Origin of the sequence: Phenylobacterium sp. (assembly GCF_024508875.1) — a bacterium.
GTDB lineage: Bacteria > Pseudomonadota > Alphaproteobacteria > Caulobacterales > Caulobacteraceae > Phenylobacterium.
The window spans coordinates 17,459-34,466 of the sequence record NZ_JANINU010000040.1; the positions used below are offsets into that span (position 1 = coordinate 17,459).

18 protein-coding genes are annotated in these 17,008 nt (G+C 71.2%); 6 read left to right on the forward strand and 12 right to left on the reverse strand.

The genetic code is table 11. From position 1 onward, the window contains the following. The first annotated feature begins 101 nt into the window (after nt 1-101). Both Q0L11_RS04410 and Q0L11_RS04415 read left to right on the forward strand, forming a co-directional pair. Nucleotides 102-1,115, forward strand: a complete 1,014-nt coding sequence (locus Q0L11_RS04410) for an AraC family transcriptional regulator (protein ID WP_296595648.1) — start codon at nt 102-104, stop codon at nt 1,113-1,115. Nucleotides 1,116-1,226: 111 nt separating this feature from the next. Continuing rightward, on the forward strand, nt 1,227-1,997 hold the full coding sequence (locus Q0L11_RS04415) for a PEPxxWA-CTERM sorting domain-containing protein (protein WP_296595649.1): 771 nt from the start codon (nt 1,227-1,229) through the stop codon (nt 1,995-1,997). Here Q0L11_RS04415 and trxC read toward each other — a convergent pair. Next, the gene (gene trxC / locus Q0L11_RS04420; protein WP_296595650.1) at nt 1,994-2,437 is read right to left on the reverse strand and encodes a thioredoxin TrxC; all 444 of its coding nucleotides are present in this window, start codon (nt 2,435-2,437) and stop codon (nt 1,994-1,996) included. The genes Q0L11_RS04415 and trxC overlap by 4 nt on opposite strands. A 100-nt stretch (nt 2,438-2,537) precedes the next feature. Between trxC and Q0L11_RS04425 the strand changes: the two genes are divergently transcribed. From Q0L11_RS04425 to Q0L11_RS04435, 3 genes are all read left to right on the forward strand, one after another. After that, nucleotides 2,538-3,686: a serine hydrolase gene (locus tag Q0L11_RS04425; protein ID WP_296595651.1), complete on the forward strand. Its 1,149-nt coding sequence runs from the start codon at nt 2,538-2,540 to the stop codon at nt 3,684-3,686. A 64-nt stretch (nt 3,687-3,750) separates the two neighbouring features. Next, the gene (locus tag Q0L11_RS04430) at nt 3,751-5,166 is read left to right on the forward strand and encodes a M20/M25/M40 family metallo-hydrolase (RefSeq protein ID WP_296595652.1); all 1,416 of its coding nucleotides are present in this window, start codon (nt 3,751-3,753) and stop codon (nt 5,164-5,166) included. Then, entirely contained in the window at nt 5,163-5,627 is a 465-nt protein-coding gene (locus tag Q0L11_RS04435; RefSeq protein ID WP_296595653.1) for a hypothetical protein, read from the forward strand. The genes Q0L11_RS04430 and Q0L11_RS04435 overlap by 4 nt, the downstream gene beginning before the upstream one ends. Here Q0L11_RS04435 and Q0L11_RS04440 read toward each other — a convergent pair. The 4 genes from Q0L11_RS04440 to Q0L11_RS04455 all read right to left on the reverse strand — a co-directional run bounded on the left by Q0L11_RS04440 (nt 5,624) and on the right by Q0L11_RS04455 (nt 8,727). After that, nucleotides 5,624-6,277 (reverse strand): amino acid permease, encoded by a 654-nt coding sequence (locus Q0L11_RS04440; RefSeq protein ID WP_296595655.1) that lies wholly within the window; start codon nt 6,275-6,277, stop codon nt 5,624-5,626. The two genes, Q0L11_RS04435 and Q0L11_RS04440, sit on opposite strands and share 4 nt — an antisense overlap. Then, nucleotides 6,274-6,984, reverse strand: coding sequence for an amino acid permease (locus Q0L11_RS04445; RefSeq protein ID WP_296595656.1), 711 nt, complete (start codon nt 6,982-6,984; stop codon nt 6,274-6,276). The genes Q0L11_RS04440 and Q0L11_RS04445 overlap by 4 nt, the downstream gene beginning before the upstream one ends. Nucleotides 6,985-7,039: 55 nt before the next feature. Beyond that, entirely contained in the window at nt 7,040-7,486 is a 447-nt protein-coding gene (locus Q0L11_RS04450; RefSeq protein ID WP_296595657.1) for a MarR family transcriptional regulator, read from the reverse strand. Between the two features lie 308 nt (nt 7,487-7,794). Then, nucleotides 7,795-8,727 carry a tartrate-resistant acid phosphatase type 5 family protein gene (locus tag Q0L11_RS04455; protein WP_296595658.1) on the reverse strand — a complete coding sequence of 311 codons (933 nt, stop codon included), beginning with the start codon at nt 8,725-8,727 and terminating at the stop codon, nt 7,795-7,797. Between the two features lie 42 nt (nt 8,728-8,769). Between Q0L11_RS04455 and Q0L11_RS04460 the strand changes: the two genes are divergently transcribed. Beyond that, the gene (locus Q0L11_RS04460; RefSeq protein WP_296595659.1) at nt 8,770-9,672 is read left to right on the forward strand and encodes a hypothetical protein; all 903 of its coding nucleotides are present in this window, start codon (nt 8,770-8,772) and stop codon (nt 9,670-9,672) included. Here Q0L11_RS04460 and Q0L11_RS04465 read toward each other — a convergent pair. The 7 genes from Q0L11_RS04465 to Q0L11_RS04495 all read right to left on the reverse strand — a co-directional run bounded on the left by Q0L11_RS04465 (nt 9,572) and on the right by Q0L11_RS04495 (nt 16,924). Further along, the gene (locus Q0L11_RS04465) at nt 9,572-10,729 is read right to left on the reverse strand and encodes a glycosyltransferase family 4 protein (protein WP_296595660.1); all 1,158 of its coding nucleotides are present in this window, start codon (nt 10,727-10,729) and stop codon (nt 9,572-9,574) included. The genes Q0L11_RS04460 and Q0L11_RS04465 overlap by 101 nt on opposite strands. Next, nucleotides 10,729-12,057: a lipopolysaccharide biosynthesis protein gene (locus Q0L11_RS04470; RefSeq protein ID WP_296595661.1), complete on the reverse strand. Its 1,329-nt coding sequence runs from the start codon at nt 12,055-12,057 to the stop codon at nt 10,729-10,731. Before Q0L11_RS04470 ends, Q0L11_RS04465 begins: the two co-directional genes overlap by 1 nt. After that, a complete protein-coding gene (locus tag Q0L11_RS04475) occupies nt 12,050-13,258 on the reverse strand; it encodes a hypothetical protein (RefSeq protein ID WP_296595662.1) in 1,209 nt (402 codons plus the stop codon). Before Q0L11_RS04475 ends, Q0L11_RS04470 begins: the two co-directional genes overlap by 8 nt. Before the next feature lie 100 nt (nt 13,259-13,358). Next, nucleotides 13,359-14,114, reverse strand: a complete 756-nt coding sequence (locus Q0L11_RS04480) for an SDR family NAD(P)-dependent oxidoreductase (RefSeq protein ID WP_296595663.1) — start codon at nt 14,112-14,114, stop codon at nt 13,359-13,361. Beyond that, entirely contained in the window at nt 14,104-14,775 is a 672-nt protein-coding gene (locus Q0L11_RS04485; RefSeq protein ID WP_296595664.1) for an iron-containing redox enzyme family protein, read from the reverse strand. Before Q0L11_RS04485 ends, Q0L11_RS04480 begins: the two co-directional genes overlap by 11 nt. An 11-nt stretch (nt 14,776-14,786) precedes the next feature. Further along, a complete protein-coding gene (locus tag Q0L11_RS04490) occupies nt 14,787-16,244 on the reverse strand; it encodes an AMP-binding protein (protein WP_296595665.1) in 1,458 nt (485 codons plus the stop codon). Next, a complete protein-coding gene (locus tag Q0L11_RS04495; RefSeq protein ID WP_296595666.1) occupies nt 16,241-16,924 on the reverse strand; it encodes a thermostable hemolysin in 684 nt (227 codons plus the stop codon). Before Q0L11_RS04495 ends, Q0L11_RS04490 begins: the two co-directional genes overlap by 4 nt. Nucleotides 16,925-17,008 lie beyond the last annotated feature (84 nt).

The window sequence follows — 17,008 nt, forward strand, 5'->3', positions numbered from 1 at the left end:
CCGCCGCACGTCAGGCGCCGTCGGCCTTGCGCCCTGCCCAAAGCCTTGAGACGGTGACGCCAAGACGCCCCCGGCCGCTCCCGCGTGCTGTTCCGAGAGCCATGACGCAGTCCCCGCCCGCGCTCCTGCCGACCTTCGCGTTCGACGCCTCCGAGCTGCCCGAAGCCGAGCAGTTCGACGCCTTCGCGGCCCACGTCGCCAATTCGCGCTGCACGCGGCCAGTCGATGGCGGACCGTTCCTCGCCAAGGTCCGCTTCTGGATGATGGACCCGCTGCTGATCTCGGACCACCGGCTAGGCGCCTTCTCGTTCGAGCGCGACGAGGCGATGGTCCGCGCCACGCCCGCCGACCACTATTCCCTGGTGGTGCTGCTGGACGGCGCCATGCGCTTCCCGCGCCCCGGGGGCGACCTGGTCGTAGAGGCGCCAGGGGCCAGCCTGACCGACCTGCGGCGGCCCGAAACCATGCATGCCACCGAGAACCACACCATCCAGATCCAGATCGCCCGCTGGTTCCTGGACGAGGCCCTGCCGCCGGTGGACGTCCACGGCCCCCTGCCCCAGACGCCGGCGGTCAAGGTGCTGATCGACTTCGTCGCCGCTCTGGCGCGCCAGCTTCCCGAGATGCCGGCCACCAGCGGCCCGCCCATGGCGCGCGTTATCCGCGACCTGCTCGCCAACGCGCTCGTCGGCATGCCGCCCCGCATCGATCCCACCGACGGCCGCCAGCCCGTCCGGCTGAAGGTGATCCGCTACATCGAGAGCCAGCCCATGGGCCGCTTCGACCTGGACCATCTCTGCCACGAGCTGGGTCTGAGCCGCGCGTCCCTGGCGCGGGCGTTCAAGGGCGACGGCGGCGTGCTGGCCTATGACCGACGGCGACGCCTGCTGGCGCTGCACAGCCGCCTGTCCGACGCCACCGAGCCGCGGAGCGTGGCCGAGCTGGGCTACGCTTACGGCTTCCCGGACAACGCCCACCTGAGCCGCGTCTTCCGCGACACGTTTGGCTATGCGCCCTCCGAGGTTCGCCGGCAGGTCGCGGGCGTCATGCCGCACGTGGCCGAACCCGGCAGCCTGGCCGATGTCTACAAGACGGCGCTGCGAAACCTCTCCTAAAGTCTGACGCTGGCGGACAACTCTTTGACGCAGCCGCACAACCGCCGCGCGCGGTCCGCCGCTAGCCTCGCGCGCAGGGTTGTCACGGCTTCGGGTTCGAGGGTTTTTCCTATGCGTCTTGCGTTCGCCGCTGCGGTCACCGCCGCCGCCTGCCTTGCCACGCCGGCCTCGGCCGCCCTGCTCGCGCGCCCGGGCGGGTTCTACTACGACACCGTCCTCGACATCACCTGGATGGGCGACGCCAACTACGCCAAGACAATCGGCTTCAGCGACACCGGCCTCGTCAGCCAGCAGGGGGCCAGCTATCTCGCGGACGGCTACCTCTACTTCAACGAGGCGACGAAGGTCCTCTATTCCGACTGGCGCCTCCCCACCCTCGGCCCGGACGTGGGCGACTACGACCCGCTTCTGCCCGGCGCCGGGGGCCAGGTTCCGAACGGCCAGGGCGCCGTCGGGACGGGCTGGGGCACGCCTGAGGACAGCGGCATCTATTCCGAGCTCGGCTGGATGTACTACGCCAACCTCGGCGGCCAGCCGCGCTGCGTGCTGGTGGGCCCCGGACCTTGCGAGTTCAACCCGAACTACGGCCTTCCCGACCTCGTCGGCGGGCCGGACAAGGGGCCGTTCGCCAACCTGCAGCTCGACTTCTACTGGACCGACACGAAGGTCGTGAACGACGACATCTACTGGGCCTTCACCTTCGACGACGGCAACCAGAACCCGCGCGCGCCCAGACAGGGTCGTGATGCGGTCTCGTACGTCTGGTTGGTTCACGACGGCGACATCGCAGCCGTGCCCGAACCCGCTACCTGGGCCCTTATGATCGCCGGCTTCGGCATGGTGGGCGCGGCGTTGCGCCGACGGCGAACCGCACAGGCCTAAGCGGCCGCTCCGAACTGCTCCACCCAGCGGCGGAACACGCCAGGGTCCGATAGGCCGGCCTGCTGGGCGGCGACCTTGCCGTCCTTGAAGCAGAACAGGGCCGGGATGCCCTGCACCCGGAAGCGGCCGGCGAGTTCCGGGTTGGCGTCGACGTCCACCTTGATGAACCGCGCCCGCGGCTCCAGATCGGCGGCCGCCCGCGCGAAGATCGGGGCCACCGCCCGGCACGGCCCGCACCAGGCCGCCCAGAAGTCCACCACCAGGGGCAGATCGCTCCTCGCCAGGTGCTTTTCGAAGCGCGCGCCGTCCAGCGCCACCGGCTCGCCGGTGAACAGCGGCTTCCCGCACTTCCCGCATTTCGCGCCGTCGCCGAGGCGGGCGGGCGCGAGCCGGTTGGTGGCGTCGCAATTTGGGCAGACCACGTGCAGGGCGTCGGGCATCGCTTCTCCTTCGCCGTATCGAACGCCGGACGCCGCAGTTCGGTTGAATGACGCGGCGTCGGCAGGCTAGCTGCGATCCAACGATAGCGAGGAGACGTCCATGGGCCAGATCAAAGACCGGCCGGATACCGCCCTGGCCGAACGGCTGGACCCCATCATCGACGCCGCCCTGGCCGAGGGCCGGGTCGCGGGCGCGGTGGCCCTGGTGGCGAAGGACGGGAACCTCGCCTACGCCCGCGCCGCCGGCCAGGCCGACGTCGAATCCGCCCGACCGATGACGTTGGGCGCCATCTTCCGCGCCTCGTCCCTGACAAAGCCCATCGTCACCGCCGCCGCCCTCTCGATGGTCGAGGACGGGACGATCGGCCTGGACGATCCGGTGACGCGGTATTTGCCGGCCTTCCAGCCCAGATGGGATGGCCAGCCGCCGACGATCACGTTGCGCCACCTGCTGACCCACACCGCCGGCTTGTCCTACGGCTTCATGCAGCCGAACGACGGCCCTTACCTCAAGCTGGGCGTGTCCGACGGCATGGACCAGCCGGGCCTGTCGTTCGAGGAGAACCTCGCGCGGATCAGCGAGGCAGGCCTTTTCTTCCCACCCGGCGCCGCGTGGCTCTATTCGGTGGGCATGGACGTGCTGGGCGCCGCCATGCAAGAGGCCGCCGGCCGACCGCTGGGCGAGGTGGTGGCCGAGCGCGTCACCCGCAAGCTGGGCATGGCGGACACCGGCTTCTCGGTCAGCGACCGCGGCCGGCTCGCCACGGCCTATGCCGACGGCCCGCCGCCGGTCCGGATGGGCGCGACCTACACCGTCCCCTTCGCAGAACTCTCCGGCATCCGCTTCGCGCCCGACCGCATCTTCGACCCGGGCTCGTTCCCCTCCGGCGGAGCCGGCATGGTTTGCAGTGCGCCCGACTTCCTGACCTTCCTCGAAGCGATCCGCACCGGCGGCGGGCCCCTCGTCGGCGCCGAGACCGCACAAGCCATGCGCACCAACCAGACCGGCGGGCACGCCATTGTCACCAGCGGTCCGGGCTGGGGCTTTGGCTTCGGCGGCGCGGTGATGCTGGACCCCGCGGCCTCGGGCTCGCCCCTGCCGGCCGGCGCCTGGATGTGGGGTGGGGTCTATGGGCACAGCTGGTTCGTGGCCGGCGACACCAGCTTCGTTCTGATGACCAACACCTCCACCGAGGGCATGAGCGGGCGGCTGTCGCAGGAGATGTTCGCGGCGGTGGCGGGAAGCTAGCGGCGGGTCTTGTGATCGGCGGTGCGCCGGTGGAATAGTCCGGCCCTCTCCGGGAGGGTTATCGATGTTCAGGTTCGCCGCGGTCCTGGCCGCCACCACCATGCTCGCCGGCGCGGCCCACGCGCAGACGCCGAAGCCGCAACCCGGCGAGCCCGCCTTCCGGGCGCTGTACAAGGAGTTGGTCGAGACCAACACGACCTTCTCTGCCGGGAGCTGCACCTTGGCCGCCGAGCGGATGGCCGCGCGCCTGAAGTCCGCCGGATTCGCCGACAGCGACATCACCCTCTTCACCCCGCCCGACAAGCCCAAGGACGGCGGCCTGGTGGCCGTGCTGCCCGGCAAGGACCCGAAGGCCAAGGCGATCCTGCTGCTGGCCCACATCGACGTGGTCGAGGCCAAACGCGAGGATTGGGAGCGCGATCCGTTCACCCTGGTTGAGGAGAACGGCTACTTCTACGCGCGCGGCGCATCCGACGACAAAGCCCAGGCCGCCATCTGGACCGACCTGCTGATCCGCCTGAAGCAGGAGGGCTACAAGCCCCGCCACGCCATCAAGGTAGCCCTGACCTGCGGCGAGGAGGGCGGCGGCCAGGTCAACGGCGCGGCCTGGCTGGCGGCCAACCGACGCGACCTGATCGACGCGGCCTTTGCCCTGAACGAGGGCGCCGGCGGTGCGCTGGACGTGGCTGGCGGCAAGCCGGTGGTCCACAACATCCAGGCCGGCGAGAAGAGCTCGGTGAGCTTCCGGCTCGAAGCGACCAATCCCGGCGGCCACTCGTCGCGCCCGGTGCCGGACAACGCTATCTACCAATTGGCCCGGGCCATCGACGGCGTCGCCGCCTACCAGTTCCCCGTCCAGATGAACGACACGACCAAGGCCTACTTCTCGAAGATGGCCCCGATCGTGGGCGGCGAGATGGGCGCGGCCATGACCGCGATCGTCGCGAACCCGAATGACGCCGCGGCCAACGCCACGCTCAGCAAGGACGCCAACTACAACGCCATCCTGCGCACCACCTGCGTCGCCACCCAGATCTCGGGCGGCCACGCGCAGAACGCCCTGCCCCAGCGCGCCAACGCCACGATCAATTGCCGCATCTTCCCGGGCGAATCCCCGGCCGCCGTGCGCGACGCGCTGATCAAGGCCGTGGGCGACGCCAAGGTCGAGGTCTCCCAGCCGCCCAAGGGCCGCGGCGAGAAGACCGCCCCGCCGCTGACGCCCCAGGTGGTCGGGCCGATCGAGAAGGTGTCGAACCAGATGTGGCCCGGCATCCCCGTGGTGCCCGTGCTGCAGGCCGGCGGCACCGACGCGGGTCCGCTGATTGCGGTAGGCATCCCGACCTATGGCGTCTCGGGCATCTTCTACGATCCCGACCTCGGCCGCCTGCACGGCCTGAACGAGCGGATCGGCGTGAAGTCGCTGCTGGACGCGCGCGAGTTCAGCTACCGCCTGGTGAAGCTCTATGCCGAGGCCAAGTGACGGCCATCAAGCTCTGGATCGCCGCCAGCCACGACGCCGCCCACCGCAACGGCGGCTGGGCGTTCGTGCGCACGGGCCTGGGTGAGCCGATGGGTTGGGCGGGCGGCGACCGGCGCACCACGCGGGCGCGGACAATCCTCTCCGGCTTTCTGGCCGCGCTGAAGGATTTGCCGGCCGACGGGTCGCTGGCCGTGGTCGCGCCGCGCGCCGACGCTCTCGTCCTGCACGCCCTGTTGAAGCCGCCGGGCAAGCCGCCCGAAGACGACCTCGACCTGCGCGCTGTGCTAGCGAAGGGGCTGGAGGGTCGCGCCTGGACCTTGGCGGTCGGCGATCCGGCGGGTCCGACACCGGTGTCCTTCGTCGCCGCCTGGTCCGAGACCGCCAGCGACAAGGCGAAGATGGGCGGCGCGTTCCAGATCGCCATCCCGAAGACCAACGTCGCCAAGGCCAAGGGGCTTTAGCCGCGCTTCCGGACTCCGAGGATGTAGGCGCCCGTCGCCAGCGCCAAGGCCGGCAGTCCGTAGGCCAGCGTCAGCCGGAACGGCTCCGTGAAGGCCGTGGTCGCCAGGATGGCCGCCATCAGGCCGGCGCCCGCGAGGCTGCCCCAGGGATGGCCCCACATGCGGAACGCCAGCGTGTCGGCGGCGACTCGCCGGCGGAAGGCGAGGTGCGTGACGAAGATCATCATCCAGGTGAACATGGCGCCGAACATCGACACCGAGATCATCAGGGTGAAGGCCTGCTGCGGCCAGAGCGCGTTCAACGCCCCCGCCACCGCTACGCCAACGCTGGAGAGCATCAGCGCCCAGACCGGCGCGCCCAGGCGGTTCAGCCTGCCCAGCACCGACGGCGCCTCCCCCGCGCGCGCCAGCGAGAACATCATCCGCGTCGCCGCGTAGAGCTGGCTGTTCATGGCCGACAGTGCGGCGATCAGGATCACGAAGTTCATGATCCCCGCGGCGCCCGGCACGCCGGTGGCCGCCATCACGCGGACGAACGGACTGCCGCCAGCCGCCGCCTGGGTCCACGGCATGATCGCCAGCATCAGGGCCAGGCTCGCCAAGTAGAAGACCACCAGCCGGAACAGGGTGGCCCGGAACGCCCGGATCACCGCCCGCCGGGGCTCGCTTGCCTCGCCCGCCCCACCGCGATCACCTCGATGGAGAGGTAGCTGAAGATCGCCAGGATCACCGCCACCCACATGCCCCACGCCCCGTTGGGCAGGAAGCCGCCGTGCGCCACATAGTTCGAGAAGCCGATGCCGGACTCCGGCCTCGCGCCGAACACCACAGCCGCACCGAGGACGACGAAGGCCACGATGGCCACGACCTTGATGAGCGAGAAGACGTACTCCAGCGTCCCGAACACGCGCACGCTCACGGCGTTGATCGCCACCAGCCCAGCCGAGAAGCCCGCCACCCACCACCAGCCGGGCGCGTCCGGCAGCCAGAACTTCATGTAGAGCGCGACCGCGGTCACCTCCGTCCCCACCGCCAGCACCAGGCAGGACCAGTAGGCGTAGCGGACGAGGAATCCGGCCAGGGGCCCGAGGAACTCCTCGGCATAGACGCCGAACGATCCGGCGGTCGGCTGCGCCACGGTCATCTCAGCCAGGGCGCCCATCAGCAGCAGGGCGATCACGCCGCCGATGGCGTAGCTCACCAGCACCGACGGCCCCGCAATGCCGATGGCGAAGCCGCTGCCCAGGAACAGGCCCGTGCCGATCGCGCCGCCGATGGCGATCATCGAGAGCTGGCCGCTGGTCAGGCTACGATGCAGTCCGGCTTCCCGCGCGAGCGGCTCGTGGGTCTCGTCCATCGTCCGTAGACGTCGCGCGCGCCGGACGCCGCGGTCAAGCCACCGAAGCAGTCCCCTACGGAATCTCGCTCATCCAGACGCGCAGCGCCTTCAGGAACGGCAGCGCCTCGCGGAACTCCTTCTGGGTGAAGCCCTCGCGCAGCTTCTCCGCCTTGGGCCGTATCGCCGCCATGGCGCGGCCATAGGCTTCCCACCCGCCGCCGGTGATCCGCACACGCTTCTTGCGCCGGTCGGCAGAGCAGCCCTCGACGGCGACCAGCCCCGTCCGCTCCAGCCGCTGCAGCGTGTTGGTGATGGCGCCGGGCGTCATCTTCAGCGCCTGCGCGATGCTGGCTGGCGTCAGGTCCTCGCCCCGCCGGGCGATGAGGTTCAGCACCTCGTACTGCGGGTAAGTGAGTCCCACCGGCAGGGCCCGCGAGATCGCCGTCCGCACACCGTGCTCGATCAGGCTGATCTCGTCGAAGACCTGGACCTCGGGATGCTCCTCAATGACAGCGCCCATGGCGTCCCCTTCCGAATCTTCGGCTGGAGAAGCATTCCCTTCAATCTTGAACGAAACCTTTCAAGATTGAAGGAGCGAACCGCCCGCCGTCCCCCGGCTTTGCGCGCCCGCACCGGCCGTCCCCTGCCTTCCGCTCGACGGCAGATGGTGTCGCGGGCGGGGCAGAGCAAGACAGGACTAGCGGGATACTGCCCCGCGTTCGCCGAACGTTGCGCTCGGGGCGCAGCAGGGCGGCTAGCATGTGGCCGCCGATCACCAGGGCGCCCGCGCCCCGCCACTGAGCGCAAGGGATCGTCCGGCTAGGGCCCCTAGGCCTGCCGCGTCCTGGGGATCGCCGCGGCGTACAGGACGCGACCGCCCGCGTCCCGGAACTGCAGATCCAGCGTCTCGGCTCCGAGGCGGAAGGCGGCAAAGCCCGGCCGGCCGAGGCAGAAGCGGGTGCCGGGGATGGGGCGCACGCGCCCCCCGTCGGATCCCGCGCCCGTGCAGATGTAGTCGACCGCGCCCCGCCGGATGTGCTGCAGGTCGTGGTCGTGGCCGTTGATGTAGGCCTGGACCCCGAACGCCTCGAGCAATGGGGCGACCCGCGCAATCAGGACCGGCGAGTCGCCGTGGGCGCCCGAATAGATCGGGTGGTGCCCGACCACGATCTTCCAGCGTGCTCGCGACCGCGCTAGCGCGTTCCGCAGCCAGGCGATCTGGGGTTCGGCTTCCTCCGCCCACCAGTGCCCGCGGCAGAGCTGCTGCACGCGCTCGTCGAGGTTGGCGTCATCGACCAGCGGCGAGGTATCGAGCACGAACAGGTCGAGATCTGGAATGCCGACGGCCGCGCCCGAGGCCTGATAGTACCGCGCGGGCATCCGCCACCGCCGGCTGAGCCGGGTGTAGGCCACCTGGGCGTCGGGGACCCCGCGATAGTCATGATTGCCAAGCGCCGCGAACCACGGCGTCTGCAGGCCCGGATCGACGTAGACGCCCTCGAACGAGTCCTTCCAGTGCGGGTCTCGCACCGAGGCGACGCCGCCGGGATAAAAGTTGTCGCCGGCGGCGATGACGAACCGGCTGGCGACCTCGCGCGCCGCCGACGACAGCCCCCGCGCGACCGCCGACTGCACGGGGTCACCATGCCGTCCCCAGTCGCCCAGGGCCACGAATCCCGCCGGCTCCAGGGCGCGAGCCGCGGCCAGCGCGGGCGCCGAGGCCAGGGCCGCCAAACCGCCCAGCAATGCGCGGCGAGCCAACGGTGCGTTGCCGAACACGAGCGGCGCAGCTAGGCCTCTCCCATGGCCAAGGACATCTGGCGCATCGGCGTGGCGCGGCTGGGCGTCGAGGCGTGCCTCGACCCGCAGGCTCTCGCCAACGCCGATATCCGCTGGCTGGAGCCCGGTCCGTCGTTTACCTTCCTCGCAGACCCGTTCGGCCTTTGGCGCGATGGTGAACTGCACCTGTTCGCCGAGGCCTACGACTATCGCACGCGGCGCGGCGTGATCGACCACCTGCGGCTCGACGGCGAGTTGAACGTCCGGGCCCGCGCGACCGTTCTGGCCGAGCCATGGCACCTGTCCTATCCGTATGTCTTCGAGGCCGAAGGCGAGATCTGGATGGCGCCCGAGGCGCACCGGTCCGGCGCCTTCACGCTCTACCGCGCGCGCCGCTTTCCCCACCTGTGGGAGCCAACCGGCCGTTTCGAGCTGGACACCCCGGCCATCGATCCCACGATCTTTCGCGAGGGCAGCCTCTGGTGGATGGCCTACGCCCCGATCGGGACCCAAGCCGAGAAACAGGGGCGCCTGCATCTGGCCTGGGCGGAACGCCTGGCCGGTCCCTGGACACCCCACGCCGGTAACCCTGTCCGCATCGACCGCGCCAGCAGCCGCCCGGGCGGCGCGCCCTTCCGGCATGATGGCGCCCTGTTCCTGCCGGTCCAGGATTGCGCCCGCACCTATGGCGGCGCGATCCGGCTGCTGCGAATCGAGACCCTCACGCCCGACCGCTTCGTCGCCGAGGCCGGCGCGCCCCTTGCCGCGCCGGCATCCGCCGAGCCCTTTCGGGATGGACTGCATACCCTGTCCTCCTGCGGGCCTGTCACCCTGCTCGACGTGAAGCGGATAGACCGCTCGCCGGCGGGACTGGCGATTGACGTCGGACGGCAGCTGGGCCGTTGGCGCCGGGCAGGCGCGCCATGACTTCTGTGCCGGCGCGCGCGAAGGCCGCCTCCCCAAACCGGTCGAGCACCCGGGCGCGGGCGTTCACGCCCATGCCGGCCAGACGCTCGGGACGGCACAGCAGCCAGGCGAGCGCCTGGGCCAGCGCATCGGGGGCCTCGGACGGAACGACCAGGCCCGTCTCGCCGTCGCGCACGCTGTAGGGCATCTCGCCCACCGCGCTCACCACCGTCGGCAGCCCGGCTTGCATCGCCTCGTGCACCGCGATGCACAGTCCCTCCGAGCGCGAGGGGTGCACATAGAGATGCAGGCCAGCGAGGAAGTCCTGCGGTCGCTCGGCGAACCCGGGCAGGCGCACGTTGTCGAGACCGAGCTCGGCGACCTGCGCTTCCAGGGCCACGCGTTCGGCCCCTTCCCCGGCAATCGTCAGTTCGAACGGCGGCAGGTCGCAGAAGCCCTGGGCCTTCAGCCGGGCCAAGGCCGTCAGCAGCACGTCGTGGCCCTTCACCCGGTGGAGACGCCCCAGCGTCCCCAGGCGGATCGGCTCGCCGGGACGCCAGGGCCGAGCCTGCGGCGCTGCTCCGTCGGCGGCGAACAGTGGCCAGACGGCCAGGCGTTCCGCCGGCACGCCCAGACGCTTCGCTGTCAACTCCGCCACGCAGTGCGAGTCGGCAATCCAGAGCGCGGAGCGCCGCTGGCGAGCCCTGAGCAGCAGGCGGTTGGCGGGCTTGAGAAAGGCGGCGTGCTGCCAGCTCACCACGGGCACGCCGAGGGCGCCGCCCACGATCTGGCCGAGCAGCGTGGCGCGGGTCAGCGAGGTCCAGACCAGGTCCGGCCTCCAGGCGCGCAGGCTCCTCTTCAGCCAGTCGAACGCGGCGACGTGGTCCTTCTCGCCGCCGTCGCGCACATGCACGGCGAGGCCTGCCCGCTCCATCGCGTCGATGGCCCGGCCATCTCGGCGGGTCAGCGCGAAAACCTCGACCTCGGCCCCATGGTCGCGCATCAACCGCGTCACGGCCGGAACCGGCAGCGCAGCACCGCCCCCCTCTACCGAGTTGATGAGATAGGCGATGCGCATCAGGCCTCCGCGCGATGAGGGGTGACGGGCGGAGTGCGGGTAGCCTGGCCCAAGGCGGCGGCGAGCAGACCCACGACAAGGATGGCCTGCAGCAGGGCTTGGACGCCCGCGCCGACGAGGCCAAGGCCCTGGACGAGGGCGGGAAGCATCAGCACCACCGCCAGTGCGGCCACGGTATTGGCCCAGACCGAAAGCCCCGGCCGACCCAGCGCCGTCAAGGCCGCGCTGATGGGCGGCGCCGCAAGCTGGATCGTGCGGCCCAGGGCAAGCCAGGCCATGATGCCGCCGGCTGCCGCGAAGCCGGCGCCACCGATCAGCACCGCGATCTTGTCGCCGAACACGGCCAAGCCGAGACAGACCGGCGCCGCCGCGGCCACCGCCGTCAGGATCGCGCGGCCCAGAACGCGCCGCAGGCCGGGCCCGCGACCGCCGCCGGCCACCAGGTGCGCGAGCTCGGCGTAGGCCGCCTGGCCGAGAAGCTGGGCGGGCTGGGCGATCACGGTCGTGGCCCGCTGGGCGATGGCAAAGAGGCCAGCCGCCGCCGGGCCGAGCAGCCAGCCGATGGCAAGGGGCGTCAGCCGCCCTGCCAGCTCGGCGAGCGTGACGTCGGCGTTGGCGCCCCACATGAAACGCCAGAGCCCGGGGTTCTCGGCCGGAACGCCCGCGAGCCCGTCGGCCAGGTGGCGGCGGGAGTGCGCACCGCGCGCGACCATCGCGCCGAGGAGCCACATGGCGGCCCATTCGGAGAGGGCCGCGATCAGCCAGGCGATCAGGAACCCGCGCAGGCCGGCGTGGGCGATGGCCGCCACGCCCGCTCCGCCCAACCGCACCAGCGGCGCGACAAGGCTGTGAGCGCCCAGCAGGTCGAACCTCCCCTTGAGCTGCAGGTAGCCGGCCGGCGTGGCCCGCACGGTGGCCAGGCCTGCGAGGCTGTACGGGAGGGCGAAGGCCAGCGCGTCCGGCGGCCAGCCCAGTTGCGGACCCACCAGCGGAGCGAGCGCCGCCGCCGCCACGACCGCGAGCGCGCCGCACCCGAGCTCCACCCCGCCGGCATAGACCATCAGGCGGGTCAGGCGGGGTGCGTCGCCGCGCTTCAGGGTCTCGGCGCCGTAGCGCACCACCGCGTGCCAGCCGGGGAACTCGATGATCCCCGCCACCGTCATCACATAGGTGTGGACCAGGATCAGCACGCCGTAGTCGGCTCGGCCAAGCGAGCGCGCGGCGATCATCATGTAGACGAGGCTCAGCACGCCGGCGCCGGCCTTGCCGCTCAGCAGGCGCGCAAGATTTCCGTAGATGCGGGCTACGACCCCGGACGGCTCAGCCATGGGCGACACGCAGGGGCTGCGCCGGAGCGGTCAGTCCCGCCGCCGACAGGCCGCAGAATTTCGCCACCGCCCGCGCGGCGCGCAAGGACGAGGGCTCGTCGGTGAGGTCGAAACTGTCCTCCAGCATCGCCTGCTGCACGGGCCTGTAGCGGCGTGCGTGGTCCAGCTGCGCGTTGGCGATGGCCTCGCCCAGTTCACCGGCGCCGCCGATCACCCGGCCCGCCCGCCAGTGGGCGAAGTTCGCGTCCCCCTCCCACGGCAGGCCGCGGGGATTGAGGAAGATGCACGGCCGTGGTCGGACGAGGAACTCGTAGACCTGGCTCGACGCATCCCCCAGGTAGATGTCGGCCCGGTTGGTGTAGGCCATCGTGGTCGAGGCCCGGCTGCCCAGGTCGATGTGGATATTGGGCGCGCGGAGGTAGCGCTCGTCGATGTGGCCGGGCCGATCGATCCGCAGCTTGTCGATGCTGACCACCACGCGCCGCTCGAACAGCATGACGTGCGGCGCGAAGATCAGGTGGTGGTCGTCGTGCTCGACGAACCAGTCCAGCACCTGCCGTCCGATGGAGAACCACGACGACAGGTGGGGCGACAGGTGCGGGTTGTAGAGCACCACCGGCCGGCCGTCCTCGATCAGGGGATGGACGCCCTGCCCGGTCGCGACGTCGAACTTGGGATACCCCACCACCGAGATCGTCGCCGGGTCGACGCCGGCCTCGCGAACCAGCCGGTCGAAGATCTTGCGGCCCGAGACCAGTACATGGTCGAACCCGGCGCTCGCCTTGTCGAAGCCGACAGCCCGGTCGCCGGCGCCGTGCCGGGTGTGGACGATCTTGAGGTCCTTCAGCCCGTGGCGCGTCTTCAGGATCAGCGACGTCTTCTCCGCCACCACCAGCACGTCCAGGCTACGGAAGAAGTCGAGGTTGTCGCCGTACACGGCCAGCTTGGCGGCCGGCAGCACGCCTTCAAGCGTGGCGCGAGCGATGCGGCTCAGCGGCCGGCGCAGGCCGAGTTCCACGAGCTCGATCCGGGGGCCGATCAGCCCCTCGCCCAGGCGGATCACCTCGGCGCTCAGGCGCGCGTTGGTGGTCGCGACCACGACCTCGGCGTCCACCTGGCCCCGCGCCAGCGCCAGGGCGATAGGCAGGCTGTGCGCGACCTGGTGGACCTGGTCGTGGTTGAACAGGAATCCGATCCTCATGGCCCTTCGACGACGCCGGGAGCGAGGGTCCTCAAACCTTTGCCGCCGGCGCGATCGCCGGCCGTGCAGGCCGAAGGACCGGCGCTCGCGTCGACCCTCCTCAATCGAAGAGCGCCGCCACCTTCCGGTCGCTGGCGGCCAGCGCCCGGTCCACCAGTCGCGGTGCGATGGCGTTGACGCGCACGAAGAGGGATTCCGGAAAGCCCAGGTAGACATCCCCGCGGCGGGCGGCGACAGCATCCACGATGCGCCTGGCGACCGGCCCCGGAGGGTCCATGTTCATCTTGGTCAAGGCCGCGAACTCCAGGACCTTGCCCGAGTTGAAGCCGGTCTTCACCGCACGCGGCGCGACGTAGGTGATATCGACGCCCGTCCCCGCGAGTTCGCGCCGCAGCGCCTGGCTGTAGGCGCGGAGGCCGGCCTTCGAGCTCGAATAGCTGGCGAAGTGGGCGAAGTTGATCGAGCCGAAGATCGAGCCCACGAAGGCGATCTGCCCGCGGCCGCGTTTGCGCATCGCGGGGACCACCGCCTGCGACAGCCGCATGGGCGCGAGCAGGTTGATGTTCAGCGTGCGCTCCAGTTGCGCCAGCGGCTCGGCCTCGGCCGGCCCGAAATATAGGATCCCGGCCAGGTGGATCAGCCGGTCGCACGGCAGCTTGGCGAGCTCGGCCGCGGCCGCGTCGGCCCCCTCTGGCGTGGAGAGGTCGCAGGGGACGAAGCGCACGCCCGGCTGGGCCGGCGCCTGGCGGTCCAGCACCGTCACGTCGGCGCCTTCGGCCATGAGCTGCGCGGCGATGCGGCCGCCCAGGTCCCCCGAGCCGCCGGTGATGAGGACGCTCTCGCCCCTAAACCGCATGCGCCAGCTCCGGGGTGTGCGGGATCGACCGGAACATGTCGGCGAACAGGACGAAGACCCGCTTGGCGACGTGGATGATAGCGGCCTGGTCTCGGGGATCGTGCACCTGATCCATGAGCTTGGCGAAGAACGCCATGTGCTCCTGGTCGAGGGACCCGTGCGAGGTGAGATAGGAGAAGCACTCCGGCCCCAACCCCAGCGAGGTGGCGACCGCAGACGCGCCCGCCGTGGCGAGGGCGATGCTGGTGCCCTCCAGCACATAGACCATCCCGAACATGCCCATCGGGTTGACCCGCGAGACGTAGTCGTAGGCGAAGGCGACCATCAGCTCGGTGGCGGGCGCGGGGCCGCCGGCGCGCACCGCCTCGGCGTCGCCGCCCGAGCGGGCGATGTCGTTAAGGATCCACTTCTCGTGGCCGGTCTCCTCGGAGATGTACTCCTCCAGAGCGGCGCGGAAGGTCGCGTGGGCGTCGTCCATGCCATCCCGCGCCCGGGTCAGCAGCGGGACGGTATGGCTGACGTGATGGTAGGCCTGGGCCAGGTAGGCCACATAGGTGTCGCGGGTGATGCGTCCGCGGACGCCGTCCACGAGCTGCGGCACGCAATAGAGGGCCGTTCGCTCGTCAGCGGTCGCCCGCTCGAGCTCTTGGAAGAAGGACATGGGGAGTATCCTCAGGCTTGCTGTTCGATGAAGTCGCGGTGTGTCGCGTGGAGCACCTGGCGGCGCGGACGGCCGTTGGCGGTCACCTCGCCGCGGGTGGGGTCGAAGGGCGCCGAGCCGCGCCAGCGACCGACGCGGGCGTAGTCCGGCAGGCGGGCGTTCACCCGCGCCACCGCCTCCTCGATCGCGGCGGCGGCCAGGTCGGCCCGGGTCGGGACCAGCAGTGCGCAGAGGCTGGTGGCCGCCTCGCCGAACACCGCCGCCTGGGCGATCTCGGGTTCGGCCAGCAACTCGCTCTCCACCCACTCGGGCGCGACGTTGCGGCCGTTCGAGGTGATCAGGACGTTGGACTTGCGGCCCGTGATCTTCAGCCAGCCGTCCGCGTCCAGCTCGCCAAGGTCGCCGGTGCGGTACGCGCCCTGCTGCGGCGGTCCGCCGACGTAGCCCAGGAAGGGCTGCGGCCCGACGACGATCTCGCCGTCTTCCGTGAGGGAGACGCCCAGGTGCGGAAGCACCCGGCCGACGCTGCCGGCGCGGTCGGCATGGGGCGTGTTGAGGGCCACCACCGATCCGCACTCGCTGAGGCCGTAGCCCTCGTAGGCCGGCAAGCCGATGCTGCGGGCCCCGGCGATGAGCTGGGGCGCCACTTTCGCGCCCCCCACCGCCACCAGCTTCAGCGAAGGCAGCTTGCGGCCACTGAGGAACAGGGTCGCCATCAGGCCGCGCAGCAGCTCCGGCACCAGGATCAGGCTGGTGGCCTCGGCGCTCGCGGCAGCCTCCACCAGGCGCAACAGATCCGGACGCGGACCCTGGCCGAAGCCCAGTTCGGCGAGCGGGCGCACGTCGTAGCAGCCGCCGGCCAGCAGCGTGGGGTAGAGGCCGGCCACGTTCTCCAGCAGCACGCCCAGCGGCAGCACGGCCAGGTGGCGCCCCGCGAACTCGGCCCCGATGGTCTCCACCAGGGAGGCGGCCACGGCTTCGAGCTGATCCTGCGACAGGCAAACGCCTTTTGGGGCGCCCGTGGAGCCCGAGGTGTAGGTGATCTTGGCGGTCCCTGGATGCAGGGGCCGCGCCGGCAGGTCTAGGGGTTGAGCCGAGACCGCCTGTCCCGCCACGGTCGCGATGGGGGTGCTGACCGTGGCGGGCGCGCTGAGCAGCAGGCAGGCGCCTGCATCGGCCAGCGCGTGGCGGCGCTGTTCCGCCGTGAAGAACGGCGGCAGCGGAAGGGATGGGCGGCGAAGACTGGCGAGCGCCAGGTCGAGGACGACCCAGGCCGGCGAATTGTCGAGGGCGAGCGCCACCGGCGCCGTCTCGGGCAAGCCCGCGAGCTGCGCGCTGAGCCAGGCCGCCGCCGCGGCGACCTCACGCTCCAGAGCCGCCCAGCCGTAGGCGGCGCGCCCGTCGGTCAGGGCCGCGACGTCGGGCGCCTCGCGCGCCCGGCGGGCGATGGCTTCGAGGACCTTGCTCACGCCGAGGCCCTCGCGATCCGCCGAGCATGACGCTCCATGGCCCGGGCCCGCAGGCGTTCGCGCATCAGGGTCAGGGCGTCGGCGGTCCCCACGCGGCCAGCGTAGATCCGGGGCGCGCCCGCATAGTAGCTGCCCCAGGCCGAGGCCTCGTCGCCCAGCCGCGAAGGGTCCGCGTCGGCGATCGTGCGCAGGCCGAAGCCCGAGCGGCCGAGCATGCGGGCCAGCTCCGGGCGCAGCGTCGCCACCGCGAAGCGACGGCCGGCCAGCCCCGCGAGCCACGGCGGCAGGGCTTCGAAGAGCTGCATCGACCACGCCGGGTGGGTGGACGCGAAGGCGCCGATCTCGGCGATGGCGTCGCGCGGCGCCGGGCCGCCCAGGACGCGACCCACCTCGGCCTCGATCGGCCGATCCAGATAGCGCTCCAGGAAGAGCGGCCCGGCTTCCGCGAACCGCACGCCGGCCGCCGCCAGCACCTCGCCGTCGGGCGCAACAAGTCCGGCGATCAACGGATGGTCGGCGGTGACCTCTGCGCCATAGGCCCGCGCGAACCGCTGCGCGATGAAGGCCTCCAGGTCCGCGCGGCGACCATGACCCGGCCCCGCGACAACGGCTTGCGCCTTGCACGACGGCAGCCGGACCACGTTGGACCGGTCGTCTTCAAGGCAGGAAAGCTCACTCAACGTTCGGACCTCCGCATGGCGCCCCTTGCTCTCCAGACGACGCCCGTCGCGAACCTCCTCAACAGCCTGCGATGTTTTGGCGCC